This window comes from Micromonospora parva (assembly GCF_040649675.1).
Taxonomy (GTDB): domain Bacteria; phylum Actinomycetota; class Actinomycetes; order Mycobacteriales; family Micromonosporaceae; genus Micromonospora; species Micromonospora parva.
On record NZ_JBEZFX010000010.1, the window covers coordinates 167724 to 186687 of the forward strand.

Sequence of the window (18964 nt, forward strand, 5' to 3'; positions counted from 1 at the left end):
GCTTGTGAAAGAAACTCAGCAAGGGTCGATGAGTCCGCTCGCACACAATTGCGGGCGGCGCCGCACCAGCAGGCCGCCCGCGATCCCCGCGACGATCGGGAAGGCGGCGACCAGCAGCAGTTGGGCGCTCGCCGAGAGGGGGGCGGCGAGGCCCAGGAGCCCGGCCCCGATCGCCGAGGCCGCCACCTTCAACCCGGCGCCGATGGTGAAGACCTGAGTGCGGATCGTCTCGTCGGCCAACTGATTCCGGGCCAGGAACAGCGCTGCGCCGAGCGGTCCAGTGCAGAGACCCGACAGCGCGAACAGCGCTGCGGCCAGTGGTAGGGAGTGCACAGCGGCGGCCAACGCGAGCGGTACGCCGACCGCGGCCATCGCCCAGACTGTCACCCGGGGTGCGTGGCGGGCGGGCAGCGGCCGCCATGCCCAGAGCAGCGATCCCACCAATGCGCCACCGGCGGTCACGCTGAGGAGCAGCCCGGCTTGGGTCGGTTGCTGTGCAGCGGCAGCAAGGGTGGTGGCCACGACAGCCAGACCACCGAGGCCCAGTTGACCGAAGCTGGTGGTGAGGGTGATCGTTCGCAGGTCCGGGATCCGGGCGATCGCGCGGGCACCGTCGAACAGGCCGGCGGCTCGTGTCCGCTCCGTCGTGGTGGAGGCGACCAGGCGCAGGGATGTGACGCCGAGGGCGCCGAGCCCGGCGGCCACCGTGAGCGCGAGAACGCCGGCGCCGGGATCGGCCGCCGCCAGCAGCCCCACCGTGGCCGGCCCGAGCATGCCGGCGACGCTGTAGGACAACGAGTCCAGCGCGAAGGCGCGAGCCTCCTGTCCGGGTCCGGCCAGTGCCGCCAGTCGGCTGGTCAGTCCGCCGGTCAGCGCGGGTCCGCAGCACCCCGCGATCGCGAGGACGAGGCAGGTCTGCCACAGCGGCGCATGGCCGAGCATCGCGACCGGGGCGGCGAGGCCGGCGGCGAAGACGGCGATCGCGCCGGCGAGCACGACCGCCGGCCGTCGCGCGCGGTCGACCAGCGCACCGACCAGGGGCGCAGCCACGACGTGTGGGAGGAGCAGGGTGGCGACCAACGTTCCGCCGACGGCCGCGCTGCCGGTTCGGTCCAGGGCGAGGATCACCAGCGCCACACGTGCGCCTTCGTCGGCGGTACGCGCCAGCAGCGCCGCGGTCAGGTACCGGACCAGTCGAGCGTTGTCCCGACGGCTACCGGAACCCGCTCTCGTCACCCGTTCAACCGGTGATGCCATCGCATCACTCTTGCATCGCATCACGTCACCGGTCAATATGGTGACGTGAGGTTCGAGTTCATCGCCGATCGGCCGGTACTGGACTTCCTCCCCACGCTCGCCGAGCGTGGGCACACCGATGTCGAGCAGTTGGCCGCTCCGCGAGACGTAGCGGATTGGGCCGTCCAGGCCGGCATCGTCGAACGACCGCCCGCTGTGGACGACGCCGGGCTGAGCCACGCCAAGGCGCTGCGAGAGGCGATGTTCCGCCTGGTCCAAACCCTGATCAACGGCACCGGGCCGATCCCGACAGACCGCGAGCTGGTCAATGCAGCCGCCGCGAAGCCGCTACCCGCGCTGCGCCTTGAGGCCGACGGGGTGCACCGCGACGGCGACCTGGCCGCCGTCCTGGCGGTCCTGGCGCGCGACTGCCTGGAGTTGCACGCCAGTCGCGACCGCCTGACCCTCCGCTGGTGCGCCGACGAGCACTGCACCCGAGCGTTCGTCGACCGGTCGCGCGGCGCGCGGCGGCGCTGGTGCGGCATGCGCGGCTGTGGAGACCGCGCCAAGGCGGCCGCGTACCGCCAGCGACGGCGCACCCCGGCACCATGAGGACAACAGACTCACGGTCGTGGCCGGCACCCCGATCGCGCTAGGGCTGCCGGCCAGGACCGACCCCACGATGACTCACGGCAGGATCAGTCGGTGATCACCGGCCAGGCGTAGGCGAGCAGGGCGCAGGCGGCACCCAGAAGCGCGAGCGAGACACCCCTCGTGGGCAACGGCAGGGCCGCGAGCACGATCAGGATGACGGCGACGACGTAGAGAAATGCCTGGACCGACATGGTGTTCTCCTCGATCAGGGGGTAGAGGCGGCTGCCTTCATCCGCCGGGATGCCCCCGGACGTGATCGTGGAAACGTCCCCCGGATCACGGTATGCGCACAGTGGACGCGGGGTCCGTCAATGTGGTGTGCCTAGGCTTGGAGGAGAAGTGCTTCGGCGCCCACCGGTCGAAATCCCGCCGCCTGGAAGGCGCGCACGCTGCGGGCGTTCCCGGTGGCCTGCTGGGCCCAGACCGGCTGGCCGTCGGGCACCAGATGCCGGGCCGCCGTCGCCAGCGCCCGCCCCAGGCCCCGGTGGCGACGCTCGTCGTCGACCTCGATCGCCGCCTCCCAACGGCCGGCCACCCCTCGGCCGAGCACGACCACTCCACCCTCGGCGGCCCAGACCCGGACGTCGTCACGGCGGCGACGGGCCCTGACCTCGCGGGGATGCTCGCCGTCGGCAAGCTCGGTCAGCCGCAGTGGCGGCGGCCCGGCGAGGTTGCTCGCGACGGTCAGCAGGTCGATGGTGTCCATGGACCGTCGGGTGCGGTCGAGCAGCGCACCCAGGAAACGCGGGTTCATCGTGGCCGCCAACGGGTCGCAGTCGGTGCTGCTCAGCAGACGGCGTACCCACTGGGGGTCTTCGTCGGTGAACACCACCGAGTGCCCGGTGAAGGCGATGACTCCGGCGTCCCGGCGGCTGGGTTGCGGCACCACTGTGGTTCCGCCGTCCGGTGGTGGGAAGTGCCCGTGCGCCGCCGCGTCCAGGACGTCGGCCAGGTTGCGGTCCATTGTCGCTCTCTCCTGCGGGGCCCGGCCAGGTCGAGGCCGACGCGGTCCAGGGTGTGACCCACCCTCGGGGTCACACCCTAGACAGCACCGTCGGCGTGACGGCGCACCGCTGCCGGGCGCCGTCGACGACCCCGACGGGTCAGCAGCCGATCCGGCTGGACCCCACCGCGACGTCGTCGTACCAGAGGGTGTCGGCTCCGCCGCCGTAGCTCTCCCAGCCCAGCTTCAGGTCGGTGAGCTGCGGTCGCCAGGTGCGGTTGTACCACTGGCCGTCGATGTCGTGCGTCGGCGCGCCGTCGGCGGTCAACCCGACGATGGCGGTGCCGTCCAACCAGGTACGCAGCTGACCGGCCGCGCCGTCCACCATGAACTCCAGGCAGGTCCATCGGTTGGTGGGCAGCGGCACGCTCTGTGCCACCCCGGCCGGGCTCTGCTCGGGCAGCGTCGCGTCGTCGGAGGCGCGGTTCCACTGCAGGGCACCGTTCTGGCCACCCAACCGCAGGTCCTTGTTGCCGTCGGCGGCGTCGACCATCGCCATCATCGTGGTGTGTTCGGTGGGCTGGGCGCTGGTGTGCCGGACCCAGATCCGCCCGTAGCGGACGGTGCCCACACTGCCGAGGTTCTTGGTGGACCTGATGAAGACGTGGTTGCAGTACCCGGCTGCGCCGTTGATCCGGACCGACCGGCTGCCGCTGTGCGTGGTGGTGGTGTCGATGGTGGCGGTGCCGGCACCGGAACAGTCCGGGCTGACCACGGCCCAGTCACCGGACGGCGTCGAACCGGTCTGGCTCTCGAAGCCGTCGCAGAGCACCGCGCCGGCACACCCGGTCGGCGGCTCGGTGGTCGGCGGCGGGGTGGTGGGCGGCGGCGTCGTCGGCGGTGGGGTGGTCGGCGGAGGCGTCGTCGGTGGGGGCGTCGTCGGCGGCGGGGTGGCGCCGTTGCACGCGACGCCGTTCAGCGCGAACCCGGTCGGTGCGCCGGGACTGGAGCCGTACGTTCCCTGCAACCCGAACTCGGTGGAGCCGCCGGCCGGGATGCTGCCGTTGTACGACGCGTTACGGGCGGTCACCGTCGATCCTGACTGGCTGACAGTGGCGTTCCAGCCGCTGGTGACCCGCTCGTCCCCCGCGTACGTCCAGGTGACGGTCCAACTGGAGACGGCCGTGTCCCCCGGGGAGACCTTGATGGCGGCGGTGAACCCGCCGGGCCACTGGTTGGGTGTGTAGTCGATCCGGCAACCCTGGGCGGCCGACGCCGGGCCGGTGAGCACCGCCGCGCCGGTTGTGGTCGCGGCGGCGGCCAGCGCGGCGACGACGACCACTGTCGCGGCGGGGCGGGCACGGAAAATCGTCATGGAAGGTCCTTCTGAATCGAGCTGAGCGGAGGCCGCGACCGCGGCGTGTCCTGGACGGACGCGACGCGAGAACGTGCCCTGGATGCGGCGCGGCGGTGCGCCACAGCTGCCGGTCGTGCGGACGACCGAGATGCCCGGCTCGGGGCGGACCTGTCAGCCGCCGACGGCCCGGTCTCCCGGGCCTCGGCGGCGCCCACCCTCAATCTATTGATGTACGCCGATTCAATCAAGCGGTGTGGGGCAAGGTGACCACCGGCGGGCGTCCGGTTCGGTGGGCCGCCACCCGTGGTTCGGGGAATCGGAGGTGTCGCGGCGAGAGAATCTCCTGGCGATGTCGATTCGCGGGCCGCTCGTTCGACGAGTGCGTGCGAGGGTCGGGAGGCGGCCCGTCGGATGAGGAGAAGACGATGTCGAGGTACATGTTGATCATGCGGGGCACCGACGAGACGAACGCGGCCATGATGGCCTCGATTGATGAGGCGATGGCGGCGACCGGCCGGTTCATCGAGGAGATGATGAAGGCGGACGTGCTCGTCGCGGCCGAGGGTCTCGACGATCCGCGCCAGGGCGTCGTTGTCGACTTCGGTGGCGAGACGCCGGTGGTCACCGACGGCCCGTACGGCGAGACCCGGGAGTTGTTCGGCGGCTACTTCCTGCTCGACGTCGCCACGAAGCAGGAGGCGGTCGAGTGGGCCAAACGGGTCCCGGCGGTCCGCGGCTCCAAGATCGAGGTCCGTCGGGTGGCCGAGGCCGACGAGGTTCCGCTGGGCGGCGAGAGCGACGGCCAGGTCTGATGGGTACGGCCGACATCGAGGCCGTCTGGCGGATCGAGTCGGCGCGGATCGTCGCCGCGCTGACCCGGTTCACCGGTGACTTCGGGCTGGCCGAGGATGCCGCCCAGGAGGCGGTTGCCGAGGCACTGGTGGCCTGGCCGCGTGGATCTCCGGCCAATCCGGCCGGGTGGTTGATGGCCACGGCCCGGCGGCGGGCGATCGACGCGATCCGCCGCCGGGCCGCCCTCCAGGACCGGTATGCCCTGTTGGCGGCCGACCCCGTGATCGACCAGGAGATCGATCCGGACCGGATCGACGACGACGTGCTGGCGCTGATGTTCGTCAGCTGCCACCCGGTGCTCCCCCGCGAGGCGCGGGTGGCGCTGACCCTGCGGGTGGTGGGCGGCCTGTCCAGCGAGGAGATCGCCCGCGCGTTCCTGGTGCCCGTGCCGACCGTGCAGGCCCGCGTCACCCGAGCCAAGAAGGCGATCGCGGCGGCCGGGGTGCCGTTCGAACTGCCGCCGCCCGGCGCGCGCCGGGAGCGGCTGGGCGGCGTGCTCAGCGTCCTCTACGTGATCTTCACCGAGGGGTCGACGGCCACCTCGGGTGAGCGGCTGTTGCGCCCCGACGTCGCCGAGGAGGCGATCCGGCTGGTCCGCACCCTGGCCGCGCTCCAGCCGGACGAGCCGGAGGTGCACGGCCTGCTCGCGTTGTGCGAGCTGACAGCGGCCCGCTTCCCGGCCCGGACCGACCCGCAGGGCGCGCCGGTGCTCCTCGCCGACCAGGACCGCCGACTGTGGGACCTGTCGGCGATTCGTCGTGGGCTGGCCGCGCTGGCCACGGCATCGGAGCGCGGCCTCGGCCAGTACGGCCTGCAGGCCGCGATCGCGGCCACCCACGCGTCGGCGCCCTCGGTCGAGCAGACCAACTGGGCCCGGATCGTCCGGCTCTACGAGGCGCTCGGCCGGGTCGCGCCCTCGCCGGTGGTCGAGCTCAACCGGGCCGTCGCGGTGGCCATGGCCTCGGGTCCGGCACCAGCCCTGGCCGTCGTGGACGAGCTGATCGCTTCGAACCGGCTCCCCGGCTCGCACCTCGTCCCGACCGTACGCGGTGAGCTGCTGACCCGCCTCGGCCGGCGGTCGGAGGCCCGCGCCGAGTTGGCGCTGGCCGCCCGGCTCTGCGCCAATCAGCGCGAGCGCTCGGTGCTGCTCGGCAAGGCGGCCGCGCTGGGCGGTGACTGAGATGGCCGGTCGGCGCGGGGACCCGTTGCTCAGGGTTCTCCGCGGCGCAGGCCGTCGAGGACGAGGGCGACGACACCGTCCGCGTCGGTGCGGAAGCTCGGGTGGTCGTAGGCCGCACAGATGCCGTGCAGGGTCATCATGACGGCGCCGGCGCCCACGTCGTCGCGGATGGCGCCGGTCTTGGCGGCGGCGGCCAGGAGATCGGCGACGACCTGGCCCAGAGCTTGGGTGCCCTCCGCCAGCGCGCCGGACTGGGTGGCCATCAGCGTCGCGAGGGTGCGGGCGAGGCCCTCGTGGTGGTGCAGGTGGTCCACGAAGCCGCGCAGGAAGGATTCCAGCGCCTGGTCGGCGGGGAGGGTGGCCTGCATCTCGTGGGCGCGCTCACACATGGCGGTGAGTTCTTCACGGTAGACCGCCTCGGCCAGCGCTTCACGGGTCGGGAAGTGCCGGTAGAGCGTGCCGGTGCCCACCCCGGCAAGTTTGGCGAAGTCGTCGAAGCGCAGGTCGAAGCGGCCGTCGGCGAAGAGCTCGCGAGCCTTGGCGATCAGGGCGTCGCGGTTGCGGCGGGCGTCGGCGCGCAGTGGCTTGGCATCGGTCACAGGGGCCCCAGGGTTGACAAGTGGAGACTGTCTCCATATTTTTGAAAGCGGAGATGACCTCCAATTATAGGGTACGAGGTGCCACGTGAAGATTCTGATGTTCGGTCGCGGCGTGATCGGCGCGGTGTACGGGTGGGCGCTGGAGCAGGCCGGGCACCACGTCGAGTTCTACGTCCGGCCAGGGCGGGCAGCGGCGTACGGCGATGCGATCGATCTTGATCTGCTGGACGCGCGCCGACGGCCGTGGGGGAAGCGGATCACCGAGAGGTGGCCGGTGCGCTATCGCGAGTCCCTGGAGCCGGACCACGACTTCGACCTGATCGTGCTGAGCGTGCAGCACTACAGCTTCGCGGAAGCCGCCGCCTTCCTGGGACCGCGCGTGGGCCGAGCCACAGTGCTCGTCTTCAACAACCTGTGGGTCGAGCCGCTGGCCGCGACAGCGCACCTTCCCGCCGACCAGGTGGCCTGGGGCTTCCCCGGGGCCGGCGGCGGTTTCGGCGACGACGGTGTGCTTCGTGGAAGTCTCCTGCCCGTGGTCACCTTCGGCACCCTCGGCGGGGCACCGACCGAACGCGAGCGGGCCGTGCGCCAGGTGTTTCGCGAGGCGGGGTTCAGGCTCCGGGAGAACCGGGACTTCCGTGGCTGGCTGTCGATCCACTTCGTGCAGAACGCCGGCCTGCACACGCAGAGCCTGAAACTGGGCTCGTTGTCCAAGCTCACGACCAGCACCATGCGCGAGGCGATCCTCGCCATCCGCGAACTCCTCCCGCTCGTCGAGGCCCGTGGCGTCGACCTGCGGCGGCACCGGGCCGACCTGTTGCCCTTCACGGCACCGGTCTGGCTGGCAGCGCCGGCGCTCGCCTGGCTGTTCGGGCACTTCCCGCCGATGCGCGTGGTGATGGAGGCGCACGCCAACCCCGAGGAACTGCGCGCGGTCTGCCGCGACACCCTGGCGGAGGCGCGCAGGCTGAATGTCGAGGTGCCCCGGCTGGAGGCGGCCGAGTCCTTCTTCGCCCAGCAGAGAACGACCTAGGCGGTCCCGGGCGAACGGGTCCCCACCCCGACGACCTGCCCCCAGCAGGGGAAGCACTTCCCCTGCGTCGGGGAGGAGAGCGAACCCACAGCCGGCGATCGTTGGTCCATGACTGCCGCTGACGAACAGACCCGAACCGGACCACCGGCGCCGGCGTACCCGAGCACCGCCGCGCCGCCCTGGGCGGTCTGGGCCGCCTACGCCGTTCCGCTCTGCGTCCTGCCGTCCGCGCTCTGGCGACTGTCGCTGGTGTTCACCGACGATGCCGTCTCGCACTGGTACATGCTGTTGCTGTCCGCGGTGTCGATGGGGTTGGCGCTGTCGACACTCGGGCTGGTGCACGGGTGGGGCCAGCGGGTTCCGCCGTGGATACCCCGCTTCGGCGGCCGTCGCATCCCGGCGCGTCCGGTCGTGGGCGTGGCGTTGGCCGGAGGCTGGTTGCTCGTCGCCGTCTGCGTGTACTTCCTGCTGAATCAGCGGTTCCACGTCGTGCAGAGCGGCTGGGTGGGAATCGGGGACGACGAACCGGCACATCCGGCCCCCGGCTGGGAGGTGTTGCGTTTCTACGCCCCACTTCTGGCGTGGGGTCCGCTGGTCATAGCCGTGGCCGCCGACTACCGCCGACGCGTCGCCCGGGTGCGACCAGCGGAATAGTCGGGGCCCGGCCGTACCCGGGCGGCCCAGCACACAGCCAACCCGCACGGCGACCGCGCCGGATTCGGTGCCCGGTCAGTTGGTCGCCGGGTGATAGTCCATGCCGTTGGTCCCGGGTACCAGGCGAGCGGTGTAGCTCGCACCGGCGGTGGTGTCGGTGTCGTCGTCAGCCTCGAAGCCGATGATGGCGCGGGTGAACGGCACGTCGGCGTGGACGGTGACAGCGATGTCGGCCAGCCAACGGTCGAGTGGGGCGCGCCAGGTCAGCGACTCGACGCCGCTGCGCTGGTCGAACGGGTACCCGCCGATCCTCCCGTCCACCCGGGCCAGCGCGCCGAGCGGCAGGTAGAGCACCAGGTTGTCGACGCTGTCGTACCTGGTCGTGTAGCTGCCGCACACCACCCGCGCGCCGGACGGGAGCGTGAGCGTCCCGCGCAGGTGCCCGCCTGTCGTGAACGCTTGCGCGCCGGGGGTCACCTCGACCAGGTCAACCCCGACGCGGCACCCACGGACGTCAGCGGCCCGCCAGAGAGCACCCGCGGCCCGGTCGAGTCGGGCATCATCGGCTGGCCCGAGGACCAGGATCAGCTCGTAGAACCCGCCGGCCCAGTTCTCGGAATCGATCATGTCATCGGCTGCCATCGCGTCAGGATGCACCGTGGCGCGTGCGGTGTCAGGCGGATAATCATCGGACCCGAGCTGGAGGTCCCCATGCGCGTCGTCCGCATCCTGCCCAACCTTCCGGTGGCTGACATCAGCGACGCGAAGGGCTTCTACACCGACTTCCTCGGTCTGAGCACCGAGGCGTTCAATCTGGGTTGGGTGGCCCGCTACACCTCGCCCGACCCCGACGTGGCCGTGCAGCTCGTCTCCGGTGACGCGTCCGCACCCGAGGACTCGGTCATCAGCGTCCAGGTGGACGATGTGGACGCCGCCTATGCCGAGGCACAGCGGCTCGGCTACGAGATCGTGCACCCGCTGACCACGGAGCCGTGGGGGGTGCGCCGGTTCTTCGTCCGTGCCCCGGACGGCAACGTCATCAACGTGGCAGCGCACCGCTCCTGAGGTGACGCCGATTGTGGAACACCTGCCCCGGGTTCACGGGAGCCGGCGGTCGCGCTGCTCTTGCTCGGCCTCGCCCTGCGGATCCGCGCCGTCGACGGCGGGGCGCTGCGGCACTGTTCGGGGATGAGATATCGCTCTGGCGGGGGAGGCCGCGCGCACGTGACGGTGCGATGGTCAGGCCACGCCCGGTGACGAGGACGCCATGAACGTCAGCCGGGTCCGAGCGGGGTGGCTGGGGTGACGATGACGATGACGACTCTCCGGGTCGCCCGGATGTTCGACGGTGAACGGCTCGTGGACGGCGGGGTGCTGGTCCTGCTCGCCGACGGGCGGATCGCCGACGTACACCGGGGCAGGGCCGAGGCGCCGGCGGGCTGGCCGGTACGCGAGGAGCCCAACGGCACGCTGCTGCCCGGCCTGGTCGACGCGCACGTGCACCTGTGCGCCGATGCCGGCCCCGACGCGCTCGGCCGGCTCGCCGAGCGTCCCGAGGCCGACCTCGACGGGGTCGTCGAGACGTCGCTGCGTACGCACCTGGCGGCCGGCGTCACGACGGTCCGGGACCTGGGCGACCGGCGCGACGCGGTGCTCCGGTGGCGGGGTCCGGGGGTGCGCGACGACCTTCCGACGGTGGTGGCGTCGGGCGCACCACTCACCAGCGTCGGCGGGCACTGCTGGTCGTTGGGAGGCGAGGCGAGCGGCGTCGACGGGGTCCGCGAGGCGGTTCGCCGGCGCGCGGCGGCCGGCGCGGACCTGGTGAAGGTGATGGCCAGCGGCGGGGCGTTCACCCCGGGGACCGACACCACGAGACCGCAGTTCACCGACGGGGAGCTGACCGCCACGCTCACCCAGGCCCACGAGCTGGGCCTGCCGGTGACCGCGCACGCGCACGCGCTGAGCGCCGTCGAGCAGGCGCTGCGCGTCGGGGTGAACGGCATCGAGCACTGCACCTGCGTGACCCCGTCCGGTGCCCGCGTTCCCGACGACCTCGCGGACCGGCTGGCCAGGTACGGGGTGGCGGTCTGCGCCACGCTCGGCACCGACCCGGCCGTGGTCACGCCGCCGGAGGTGGTGACGATGGCGGCGCGGGCCGGGCTCAGCGAGGCCGCGCTGCGCGACGGCGTCGCCACCCTTCACCGGGCCGGGGTCCGACTGGTCGCCGGTTCGGACGCGGGCCTCGGCCCGGCGAAGCCGCACGGGATCCTGCCCGAGACGCTCGTCGAGTACGTGGCCTGCGGCATTCCCGCCACCGCCGCCCTCGCCTCGGCCACCTCGGTCGGTGCCGAGGTGTGCGGCCTGGCGCGACGCAAGGGCCGCATCGCCCCGGGGTTCGACGCCGATGTGTTGATCGTCGACGGCGACCCGACGAGCGACATCAGGGCGCTGCGTCGCCCGCTGGCCGTGTACCGTGCCGGCCAACCGGTGGGATGAGGGTGACGCCGGGTCAGGACGAGCGGAGCTGCTGGCGGAACCAGGCCCGGTCGGGGTTGACCACAGCCCGTTCGCCGAGCACGACGGTGGGCACCGTCTCGTTGCCGCCGGCCACCGCCCGGACGGCGGCGGCAGCGGCCGGGTCGTGCCAGATGTCCACCCAGTGGGCCCGCCGGGCGAGCCGGCCGAGTGAGAACCGCAGCTGAAGGCAGTAGCGACAGCCGGGACGCCAGTACACGATCGGCCGGCCGTCCACCGCGCTGGCCCGCCGCGCTTCGGCGGCACTCACCGAGCGGGGGAAGGCCCACGGCGACAGCAGCAGTGCCAACACCAGGAAGACCACCAGCTCGACCGCGCCGACGGCGGGCAGCCCGGCGGTCAGTTGGCTCGCCGCCACCAACACGCCGCAGGCCGCCATCAGGATCGCCAGAACCCACCGTCGCAGCACGCCGAGGACACTACCCGCAGGTACGAGGGTGGCCGCCGCCGCCAGGTCAGTGACTTTCACACCTTGACATGCATCGATGTTAACGCCAACATGAGTCCGCCACCTGCCCGCAACGCCACCGTCACACTCCCGCCTTTTCGGGCCTCTCCCCCGGCCCTTCCCGACATCGCCGGGTGACGTCGACCGCATCGGCACGCCGCACGGCGGGTGTCGTCCCGCGCCGGTCAATGGCCGTTTCCCACGCTCGCGGAGGACAGATGCCGCTGCCACTCGCTCCCACCGACCCCACCACCCGCCGAGCCGTCCGCCACGGGCCCGCCGGCCGCGGCGGCCATCGACGACTGCGGTCGGCGCTGGCCGCGGTGTTGGTGGTGCTGGCCGTGTCGGCCGGCCTGCCCGTGGCCGGGCCGGCTCAGGCCGCACCGGCCGTCAGCTACACCAACCCGTTGGCGAACCAGCGGGCCGACCCGCACATCTTCCGGCACACCGACGGCTACTACTACCTGACCGCGACGGTGCCGCAGTACGACCGGATCGTGCTGCGCCGGGCGACCACCCTGCAGGGGCTGGCGACGGCGGCGGAGACCACGATCTGGAGCCGCCACACCAGCGGAGAGATGGGTGCCCACATCTGGGCACCGGAGATCCACTTCATCAACAACCGGTGGTACGTCTACTTCGCCGCCGGGCGGACCGATGACGTGTGGCGGATCCGGATGTACGTGCTGGAGAACGCCAACGCCAATCCGCTCACCGGTTCCTGGACCGAACGCGGCCGGATCAGCACCCCCTGGGACACCTTCAGTCTGGACGCCTCCACCTTCGTCGCCAACGGGGTGCGCTACCTGACCTGGGCCCAGCAGGAGCCGGGGATCTCCAACAACTCCAACGTCTACCTCGCCCGGATGGGTGCCAACCCGTGGCAGATCACCGGCACGGTGACTCGCCTCGTCGTGCCGACGTACGACTGGGAGACCCGGGGCTACCGGGTCGCCGAGGGACCGGCGGTGATCCAACGCAACGGCCGCATCTTCCTGACCTACTCGGCCAGCGCCACGGACGCCAACTACTGCCTCGGGATGCTGAGCGCCTCCGTCACCGCGAACCTGCTCGACGCCGCCTCGTGGAGCAAGAGCCCCAGCCCGGTGTTCGCGAGCAACGCGGCCACCAGCCAGTACGGCCCCGGCCACAACTCGTTCACCGTCTCCGAGGACGGGCAGAGCGACATCCTCGTCTACCACGACCGGAGCTACCGCGACATCTCCGGTGATCCGCTCAACGACCCGAACCGGCGCACCCGGCTGCAGAAGGTGTACTGGAACGCCGACGGCACCCCGAACTTCGGCATCCCGGTGCCCGACGGTGCCACCCCGGTCCGGTTGCGGTCACACGACCAGACCAGCAGCTACATCCGGCACTACGACTACCGGGCCCGGATCGAGCCGAACGTGACCAACCTGGCCGACTCCCAGTTCCGCATCGTCAGCGGCCTCGCCGGCGGCGGATCGGTGTCGCTGGAGTCGACCAACTTCCCCGGGTACTACCTGCGTCACCGGGGCTTCGCCCTGTACGTCGAGAAGAGCGACGGCTCAGCCCTGTTCGCTGGCGATGCGAGCTTCCACCGCCAGGCCGGCCTCGCCGACGGCGCCGGGATCTCCCTGGAGTCGCAGAACTTCCCGGGCCGTCATGTGCGCCATCGCGGCGGACTGCTCTACGTGGAGGCGGTCAGTTCGAGCGCCGACCGCGCATCGGCGACCTTCCACCTGGAGTAGCGCCCGCCGGCCTCGGCACCCGTCCCGTCTCACCCCGAGCCCATCCAGCCAGGAGGAGCGATGCCCTTCCCCCTCACGAGAAAACGGTCCGGCGGCGGGTCGGTCCGTCGCCGATGGCGTACCGGCCTGGTGTTCGCCATGATCACCACGCTGGTCGGCGCGGCCGGCGTGGTTCTGGTCGGCGCACCGCCGGCAGCGGCGGCGACCATCGACACCAACGCCTACTACGTCCTGGTCAACCGGCACAGCGGCAAGGTCCTCGACGTCCGGGACACCTCGACGGCGGACGGCGCGGTGATCCAGCAGTGGTCCCGCAACGACGGGGCGTGGCAACAGTTCCAGTTCGTCTCCTCCGGCGGCGGCTACTACCGCCTCAAGGCCCGGCACAGCGGGAAGGTCGTCGACCTGTGGGAGTGGAACACCGCCGACGGCGCCGAGTACCGGCAGTGGTCCGATCTCAACGGCACCAACCAGCAGTTCCAGGTCCTCGACTCCGACAGCGGCCACGTCCGCCTGGTCAACCGCCACTCCGCCAAGGTGCTGGAGGTCTGGGAGCGGTCCACCGCCGACGGCGGCCGGATCAGTCAGTACACCGACCTCAACGGCACGAACCAGCAGTGGCAGCTGGTCGCGGTGGGCGGTGTCAGCACACCACCCACCACCGGCTGCGGCAGCGGGTCGACAAACGCCGAGGCGGTGCTGAGCGGGAGCACCTGGACGGCCCGCAACGGCTCGTCGACTGTCTACTCGGGTTCGGACATGTTGTCGGCGATGCAGGCGGCGGTCAACTCGCTCTCGGCGGGTCGTACGTCGAAGCAGCGGGTGGTGGTTCGCGGCTCCGGTTCGATGAGCGCCGGCTCCCGGTTGTCGCTGCCGTCGTACACCACACTGGCCGTGTGCGGCACGATCAACGTGACCGGGTCGGGCTCGGGCGACCAGGCGCCGGTCTACTCGCGCGGCACCACTGACGTCGAGGTGCAGAACCTCACGCTGACTGGCTCACCGTTGTACGGGATCTTCATGCGCAACGTGAACAACCTGACCCTCGGGCAGATCGACATGCGGCTCTCGGCCGGTCTGGGCGTACGCATCGACAACCACGGCGGAGATCGGGCGGTCAAGGTGCGCAACATCCGCATCGACAACGTGTACGTGTCGGGCACCGGGACGCACGGGGTGGAGACGTACGGCGTGGACGGTCTGACGATCGGCACGGTCACGGCGCGCAACACCCGGGACTCCGGGCTGCTGCTCAACGACACGATCAACGCCACGGTGGGCACTGTCGACGCGCAGGGCGCCGGGACCGGCACCGGGTACGCGGCGTTCCGGATGGCCAACCGCAACGGCCGGGTGGGCAGCTCGTACCCGACCAACATCCGGGTCGGCACCGTGATCGCGTCCGGGGGCGGTCGGGGCATCTTCTGTGTCTCCGAGTCCGGTGGCGCGGTCATCGACCGGGTGACGATCTCGAACACCGGGAACAACTCGATCCTGGTGGAGAACTGCTACAACGTCGTCATCGCCGGAGTGTCCGGGACGGTGACGGGCGGTGGCGAGGTGCGGATCGCCTCGCGATCGGAGTTCCCGATCTCCTCCGGCATCCGCTTCCAGAACCTGACGGTCACCAACACCAACATCACCCAGAACCCCTGCGGTGGAGCGAACAACACGATCAGCAACGTCACACGGATCAACTCGACGTTGACCTGGTGCTGACCCGATGACGAGCGGCCGCCCGACCCCGGGCGGCCGCTCACCCCGTCACGGAAATCGTGGCTGGCGCGCCGCCCCGGACCGGTCGCGGGGTTTCGCCGGCCGGCGCTCGCGGGTAGCGGGTGGCCCATGAACCGCAATCTCGTCAAGGCGCTGCAGGTGGCGTGGGAGCTGCCGGAGTTCCGCACCGGCGTGCGACACGTCGTCGACCTCGACGAGGTCGCGGGACTGCTGGCCACCCTCACCGTTCCGGACCACGACCACGAGGTGGAACGCAGCCTGCTCCGGCTGCTGCGGTCGGCCCTGGACACTGTGCAGATCCGGGAAGCGGTGTTGTTGCTGCTGGAGCGGGACGAGGTACGCCGGCCCCTCGTCGCGGCGGCGGTGGAGCCGCTCGCGGACCGGCCGGGTCAGGCCGCGGCCATCGCGTCGGCGGCCGAGGATCCCACCGTACGGCGTGAGGTTCGGGCGGTGTTGGCGAGCGCCAAGGTGCGCGAGCTGATCTGGCAGGCGATCGAGAACCAGGTGAGCGACAACCGGATCGGCCTGATCCGCCGGGCGGCGGTGCTGGTGGTGTGGCACCCCCGCGTGCGGCGTCTCGTCTGGGCGCTGCGTCGACACGGGGTGTTGCGCGAACTGCGCCGCAGGCGGTGATCCATCCGGGCCGGACGACGGATCACCGACGACGACGGGCCATCCACTGCCAGATGTGGGTGCCGTTGAGGCTCGGGTCGTTGCGGGCCACGTAGATCCAGGACCAGTGCCCGGGGAACTGGTAGCCGTTCCACACGACGTGGTCGTACAGGGTGATCAGCGACCCTGGGATGAGGTCGTGCGCGTGGATCGTGTTGGTCTCGGGCGGCACGGTGTCGTCGTCGCGTGAGGTGACCAGCCAGGTCGGCGTGCGGATCCCGGCCAGCTCCGCGTCGGTGAGCAACGGGGGGCCCTCCCCGTCGAGCGGCTCGACAACACCGCAGATCGGCACCGACGCGGCGAACAGGTCCGGATAGGTCGAGGTCATCTCCAGCGACATGTAGCCGCCGTTGCTGCAACCGACCACGTAGATCCGGTCGGGGTCGACCCGCTTGCGGCGTACCAGGTCCTGGACGATCTCGCGGATCAGCGGGGCGAACCGGGGGCCGTCCTCCATCCAGTAGGAGGTGCTCTGCGGAGCGACGACGTACGCGCCGGAGAAGATCTGCTGTGCCTGCGGGGTGGCGAAGCCGAGCGCTCCACGGTTGGCACGCAGTGTGGTCTCGTTGTCGTAGTAGTCGTCGGGCAGCGAGGCACCCTCACCGCCGCCGTGCAGCCAGACGATCAGTGGCCGCCGACCGCGTCGGGGCGAGTGGTCGGGAGAGTACAGCCGGTACTTCAGGCCGGAGCCCGAGACGTGGTAGCTGAAGGCGTCCACCTCGGGGTTCGACAGCCCCGCCTGCACGAAGCGGCTGATGGTGACCGGCGAGCCGTGGCGTCGGACGATCGGGGTGTTCTGGGTGATGGTGTAGACGAGGTCCAGTTGGACGTTGCGGCCCCTGCTCAGGATGTACCCGAGGGTGCCGCCGCCGGGTTGACCCTCGCCGTGGCTCAACTCCAGCACGATGTTGCCGCGCCGGTCGAGCCGGGCCGCGGTCACCGTCCGGTCCAGGTCGTACTCGCTGAAGATCAGGTCGCCGGGAGCGATCGGGATCGGGCTGGTGGCCTTGGCGTGCACGGTGAACGTGGCGGGGGTCAGCCCGGCCGGGTCGATCGGCCCGAGCCGGCTGGTGTCGAGGGTGACCGAGGTAACCTGCTCGCCGCCGTCGAGGGTTGTCGCGTCGAGGGTGAAGCTCACGCTGGTGCGATGGTGGCCGTCGGGGTGGGCGGCCGCGAGGCCGGGCACTGCCAGGCCGATGGCGGCGCCGGCCCCACCGGCCAGCACGGTGCGACGAGTGACAGGCGTGGACATGCGGGCCCCCGTACCTAGCGATGTAGACATACGTCGATGGCGTCTCAACGTAACGCCGCGGAGATCTACTGGCAACCGGTGCCGGCGCTGCCGTCCGGACCAGACTCCACCCGCCTTGAGAGACGCCTCCCATCCGGCGAGCAGGCCACCCGTTAGCCACCGGTCGTACTTTGGGACGATCTGGAGTCGCACCACCGTTCGTACGATGGACCCCATGCACCCTCGCCTGCACGCGGTGTTGGCCGAGCCGCGTGTCTCACCCGCCCCGTCCCGGCTGTGGCGCGACTGGGCGGTGATCGCGGTCCTGACGCCGGCGATGCTGGTGGAAGGCGCTCTCCGACCCGATCTGCCGTGGCGGGTGGGCTGCGTCGTCGTCGCGCTCGCGCTGCTGCCCACCATCCTCTGGCGACGGACCAGGCCGCTCGCGATGGTGGTGATCGCGTTCGGCGGCACGACTGTCGCCCCGTTCGTGCTGCCCGGCGATCCCTGTCAGTTGTTCACGGCGAGCTTTCTGGTCCTGCTGGTCTACGCGCTGTTGCGGTGGGGCTCCGGTCGCGATGCCGTGATCGGGTCGTTCTTCGTGGTGGCGAAGGTGACCGCCGCCGGTGTGGTCGGCTCGATCGACGGCGGGGAACTCGTCGCCGGCTTCGCGGTGATGTTCGCCGCCGCCACGCTGGGTGTCGCGATCCGCTTCCGGGCCGCCGCCCGGCTGCGCGAGCTCGATCGGGTGAAGCTGTTGGAACGGGAACGACTCGCCCGCGACCTGCACGACACGGTGGCCCACCACGTGTCGGCGATGGCGATCCGCGCCCAGGCCGGCATCGCCGTGTCGGCGAGCCAGCCGCACGCAGCCGTCGAGGCGCTGCGCACCATCGAGGCCGAGGCGTCCCGTGCGCTCGCCGAGATGCGCGCGATGGTCCGCGTCCTGCGCCACGACCAGCCCGCCGACCGGGAGCCACACCCGCAGGTCGCCGACATCGGGCGGCTCGCCGGCCAGTTCCGCACCGGGCCGAACGTCGAGGTGAATCTGCGCGGCGACCTCAACGACCTCGCGCCCGGTGTCGGCTCCGCGCTCTACCGCCTGGCTCAGGAGTCGGTCACCAACGCCCGTCGCCACGCCCGGCACGCCACCCGCATCGAGGTCAGCGTCGCGGCCGACGACACGTCGGTGCGGCTGCGGGTCAGCGACGACGGCGAGGCCGGGGCCGCCGGGCCGACCGGCTCACCCGGTTTCGGCCTGACGGGCATGAAGGAACGCGCCGACCTGCTCGGCGGCACCTGCCAGGCCGGGCCCAATCCCGACCGTGGCTGGACGGTCACGGCGGTGCTCCCGCGCCAGGGGGTCGGCGCGTGACGGTTCGCGTGCTCGTGGCGGACGACCAGGAGATCGTTCGCACCGGCCTCACCATCATCCTGAACACTCAGCCCGGCATCGAGGTCGTCGGCGGCGCGGGCGACGGCCGGCAGGCGGTCGAGCTCGCCCGGCGGCTGCGCCCCGACGTGTGCCTCTTCGACATTCGCATGCCCGGCATGGACGGCATCGAGGCCACCCGGGCGCTCGCCGGCCCAACGGTCGCGCAGCCGCTCGCGGTGGTCGTCATCACGACCTTCGACCTCGACGAGTACGTGTACGCGGCGCTGCGGGCCGGCGCCCGCGGCTTCCTGCTCAAGGAGGCCGGTCCCGAGCTGCTCAGCCAGGCCGTGCACGCGGCGGCCAACGGGGACGCGCTGATCGCGCCGAGCGTCACCACCCGGCTGTTGAAGGCGTTCGCCGACGCGGACCCGGCCGCGCCGCGCCAGCAGCCCATCGACGCGCTCACCGACCGGGAGGAGCAGGTCCTGGTCGCCGTCGCGCGGGGACGCACCAACCAGGAGATCGCCGCGGAGCTGCACATCACGTTGAGCACCGTCAAGTCGCACGTGACCAGCCTGATGACCAAGCTGGGGGTGCGTAACCGGGTCGAGGTGGCGATGTGGGCGTACGAGACCAACCGCGGCCGGCGGCACTGGTGAGCGACATAGGTACGACGGCGGTGTCCGACCATGGGCCGACCGGATCGCGGCCCATGTGCCGATGAG

The 18964-nt window shown here is 71.4% G+C and carries 20 protein-coding genes; 12 read left to right on the forward strand and 8 right to left on the reverse strand.

The features are described 5' to 3' along the window. Positions 1 to 15: 15 nt before the first annotated feature. Complete coding sequence (locus AB0C03_RS24835) at positions 16 to 1257, reverse strand: MFS transporter (protein WP_156057434.1); 1242 nt, start codon at positions 1255 to 1257, stop codon at positions 16 to 18. Positions 1258 to 1302: 45 nt separating this feature from the next. On the opposite strand from AB0C03_RS24835, the gene AB0C03_RS24840 reads away from it, so the two are divergent. Further along, positions 1303 to 1848 (forward strand): CGNR zinc finger domain-containing protein, encoded by a 546-nt coding sequence (locus AB0C03_RS24840; RefSeq protein WP_030330660.1) that lies wholly within the window; start codon positions 1303 to 1305, stop codon positions 1846 to 1848. Between the two features lie 86 nt (positions 1849 to 1934). Here AB0C03_RS24840 and AB0C03_RS24845 read toward each other — a convergent pair whose 3' ends face one another. The 3 genes from AB0C03_RS24845 to AB0C03_RS24855 form a co-directional block, all read right to left on the reverse strand. After that, entirely contained in the window at positions 1935 to 2081 is a 147-nt protein-coding gene (locus AB0C03_RS24845; protein WP_167337290.1) for a hypothetical protein, read from the reverse strand. Between the two features lie 131 nt (positions 2082 to 2212). Next, positions 2213 to 2854: a GNAT family protein gene (locus AB0C03_RS24850; protein ID WP_030330662.1), complete on the reverse strand. Its 642-nt coding sequence runs from the start codon at positions 2852 to 2854 to the stop codon at positions 2213 to 2215. A 139-nt stretch (positions 2855 to 2993) separates the two neighbouring features. Further along, positions 2994 to 4208: a cellulose-binding domain-containing protein gene (locus tag AB0C03_RS24855; protein ID WP_030330663.1), complete on the reverse strand. Its 1215-nt coding sequence runs from the start codon at positions 4206 to 4208 to the stop codon at positions 2994 to 2996. Positions 4209 to 4615: 407 nt separating this feature from the next. Between AB0C03_RS24855 and AB0C03_RS24860 the strand changes: the two genes are divergently transcribed. Beyond that, the gene (locus tag AB0C03_RS24860; RefSeq protein ID WP_030330665.1) at positions 4616 to 5002 is read left to right on the forward strand and encodes a YciI family protein; all 387 of its coding nucleotides are present in this window, start codon (positions 4616 to 4618) and stop codon (positions 5000 to 5002) included. Continuing rightward, entirely contained in the window at positions 5002 to 6222 is a 1221-nt protein-coding gene (locus AB0C03_RS24865; protein WP_030330667.1) for an RNA polymerase sigma factor, read from the forward strand. The genes AB0C03_RS24860 and AB0C03_RS24865 overlap by 1 nt, the downstream gene beginning before the upstream one ends. Before the next feature lie 29 nt (positions 6223 to 6251). Here AB0C03_RS24865 and AB0C03_RS24870 read toward each other — a convergent pair whose 3' ends face one another. Then, positions 6252 to 6821 carry a TetR/AcrR family transcriptional regulator gene (locus tag AB0C03_RS24870; RefSeq protein WP_030330668.1) on the reverse strand — a complete coding sequence of 190 codons (570 nt, stop codon included), beginning with the start codon at positions 6819 to 6821 and terminating at the stop codon, positions 6252 to 6254. 85 nt (positions 6822 to 6906) lie between these two features. Here AB0C03_RS24870 and AB0C03_RS24875 point away from each other — a divergent pair, with 85 nt between their 5' ends. Beyond that, a complete protein-coding gene (locus AB0C03_RS24875; protein WP_030330670.1) occupies positions 6907 to 7854 on the forward strand; it encodes a ketopantoate reductase family protein in 948 nt (315 codons plus the stop codon). Positions 7855 to 7962: 108 nt separating this feature from the next. Beyond that, the gene (locus AB0C03_RS24880) at positions 7963 to 8508 is read left to right on the forward strand and encodes a hypothetical protein (RefSeq protein ID WP_051708299.1); all 546 of its coding nucleotides are present in this window, start codon (positions 7963 to 7965) and stop codon (positions 8506 to 8508) included. A gap of 75 nt (positions 8509 to 8583) precedes the next feature. Here the strand turns inward: AB0C03_RS24880 and AB0C03_RS24885 are convergent, their stop codons facing one another. Beyond that, positions 8584 to 9150: a hypothetical protein gene (locus tag AB0C03_RS24885; protein ID WP_156057436.1), complete on the reverse strand. Its 567-nt coding sequence runs from the start codon at positions 9148 to 9150 to the stop codon at positions 8584 to 8586. 69 nt (positions 9151 to 9219) lie between these two features. Here AB0C03_RS24885 and AB0C03_RS24890 point away from each other — a divergent pair, with 69 nt between their 5' ends. Together AB0C03_RS24890 and AB0C03_RS24895 are read left to right on the forward strand one after the other, a co-directional pair. Then, on the forward strand, positions 9220 to 9573 hold the full coding sequence (locus tag AB0C03_RS24890) for a VOC family protein (protein WP_279515907.1): 354 nt from the start codon (positions 9220 to 9222) through the stop codon (positions 9571 to 9573). A gap of 249 nt (positions 9574 to 9822) precedes the next feature. Beyond that, positions 9823 to 11004, forward strand: coding sequence for an amidohydrolase family protein (locus tag AB0C03_RS24895; protein WP_357639102.1), 1182 nt, complete (start codon positions 9823 to 9825; stop codon positions 11002 to 11004). Positions 11005 to 11017: 13 nt separating this feature from the next. On the opposite strand, the gene AB0C03_RS24900 is transcribed toward AB0C03_RS24895, so the two are convergent. Next, on the reverse strand, positions 11018 to 11452 hold the full coding sequence (locus tag AB0C03_RS24900; protein WP_030330677.1) for a glutaredoxin domain-containing protein: 435 nt from the start codon (positions 11450 to 11452) through the stop codon (positions 11018 to 11020). A 257-nt stretch (positions 11453 to 11709) separates the two neighbouring features. Here AB0C03_RS24900 and AB0C03_RS24905 point away from each other — a divergent pair, with 257 nt between their 5' ends. From AB0C03_RS24905 to AB0C03_RS24915, 3 genes are all read left to right on the forward strand, one after another. After that, positions 11710 to 13224, forward strand: coding sequence for a family 43 glycosylhydrolase (locus AB0C03_RS24905; RefSeq protein ID WP_081883777.1), 1515 nt, complete (start codon positions 11710 to 11712; stop codon positions 13222 to 13224). A 60-nt stretch (positions 13225 to 13284) separates the two neighbouring features. After that, positions 13285 to 14943: an RICIN domain-containing protein gene (locus AB0C03_RS24910; protein ID WP_051708301.1), complete on the forward strand. Its 1659-nt coding sequence runs from the start codon at positions 13285 to 13287 to the stop codon at positions 14941 to 14943. Between the two features lie 126 nt (positions 14944 to 15069). Next, positions 15070 to 15594 carry a hypothetical protein gene (locus tag AB0C03_RS24915; RefSeq protein WP_030330680.1) on the forward strand — a complete coding sequence of 175 codons (525 nt, stop codon included), beginning with the start codon at positions 15070 to 15072 and terminating at the stop codon, positions 15592 to 15594. Between the two features lie 22 nt (positions 15595 to 15616). On the opposite strand, the gene AB0C03_RS24920 is transcribed toward AB0C03_RS24915, so the two are convergent. Further along, entirely contained in the window at positions 15617 to 16885 is a 1269-nt protein-coding gene (locus AB0C03_RS24920) for a prolyl oligopeptidase family serine peptidase (protein ID WP_030330681.1), read from the reverse strand. A gap of 214 nt (positions 16886 to 17099) precedes the next feature. Here AB0C03_RS24920 and AB0C03_RS24925 point away from each other — a divergent pair, with 214 nt between their 5' ends. After that, the gene (locus AB0C03_RS24925) at positions 17100 to 18239 is read left to right on the forward strand and encodes a sensor histidine kinase (protein ID WP_030330682.1); all 1140 of its coding nucleotides are present in this window, start codon (positions 17100 to 17102) and stop codon (positions 18237 to 18239) included. After that, positions 18236 to 18898: a response regulator gene (locus AB0C03_RS24930; RefSeq protein ID WP_030330683.1), complete on the forward strand. Its 663-nt coding sequence runs from the start codon at positions 18236 to 18238 to the stop codon at positions 18896 to 18898. Before AB0C03_RS24925 ends, AB0C03_RS24930 begins: the two co-directional genes overlap by 4 nt. Positions 18899 to 18964 lie beyond the last annotated feature (66 nt).

What these genes read in the sequence shown, in the direction of transcription:
- AB0C03_RS24855 (WP_030330663.1), bottom strand. Translation starts at nt 4,208, where the DNA reads ATGACGATTTTCCGTGCCCGCCCCGCCGCGACAGTGGTCGTCGTCGCC.
- AB0C03_RS24915 (WP_030330680.1), top strand. Translation starts at nt 15,070, where the DNA reads ATGAACCGCAATCTCGTCAAGGCGCTGCAGGTGGCGTGGGAGCTGCCG.
- AB0C03_RS24925 (WP_030330682.1), top strand. Translation starts at nt 17,100, where the DNA reads ATGCACCCTCGCCTGCACGCGGTGTTGGCCGAGCCGCGTGTCTCACCC.
- AB0C03_RS24885 (WP_156057436.1), bottom strand. Translation starts at nt 9,150, where the DNA reads ATGGCAGCCGATGACATGATCGATTCCGAGAACTGGGCCGGCGGGTTC.
- AB0C03_RS24910 (WP_051708301.1), top strand. Translation starts at nt 13,285, where the DNA reads ATGCCCTTCCCCCTCACGAGAAAACGGTCCGGCGGCGGGTCGGTCCGT.
- AB0C03_RS24835 (WP_156057434.1), bottom strand. Translation starts at nt 1,257, where the DNA reads ATGGCATCACCGGTTGAACGGGTGACGAGAGCGGGTTCCGGTAGCCGT.
- AB0C03_RS24865 (WP_030330667.1), top strand. Translation starts at nt 5,002, where the DNA reads ATGGGTACGGCCGACATCGAGGCCGTCTGGCGGATCGAGTCGGCGCGG.
- AB0C03_RS24845 (WP_167337290.1), bottom strand. Translation starts at nt 2,081, where the DNA reads ATGTCGGTCCAGGCATTTCTCTACGTCGTCGCCGTCATCCTGATCGTG.
- AB0C03_RS24905 (WP_081883777.1), top strand. Translation starts at nt 11,710, where the DNA reads ATGCCGCTGCCACTCGCTCCCACCGACCCCACCACCCGCCGAGCCGTC.
- AB0C03_RS24850 (WP_030330662.1), bottom strand. Translation starts at nt 2,854, where the DNA reads ATGGACCGCAACCTGGCCGACGTCCTGGACGCGGCGGCGCACGGGCAC.
- AB0C03_RS24895 (WP_357639102.1), top strand. Translation starts at nt 9,823, where the DNA reads ATGACGACTCTCCGGGTCGCCCGGATGTTCGACGGTGAACGGCTCGTG.
- AB0C03_RS24880 (WP_051708299.1), top strand. Translation starts at nt 7,963, where the DNA reads ATGACTGCCGCTGACGAACAGACCCGAACCGGACCACCGGCGCCGGCG.
- AB0C03_RS24890 (WP_279515907.1), top strand. Translation starts at nt 9,220, where the DNA reads ATGCGCGTCGTCCGCATCCTGCCCAACCTTCCGGTGGCTGACATCAGC.
- AB0C03_RS24860 (WP_030330665.1), top strand. Translation starts at nt 4,616, where the DNA reads ATGTCGAGGTACATGTTGATCATGCGGGGCACCGACGAGACGAACGCG.
- AB0C03_RS24920 (WP_030330681.1), bottom strand. Translation starts at nt 16,885, where the DNA reads ATGTCCACGCCTGTCACTCGTCGCACCGTGCTGGCCGGTGGGGCCGGC.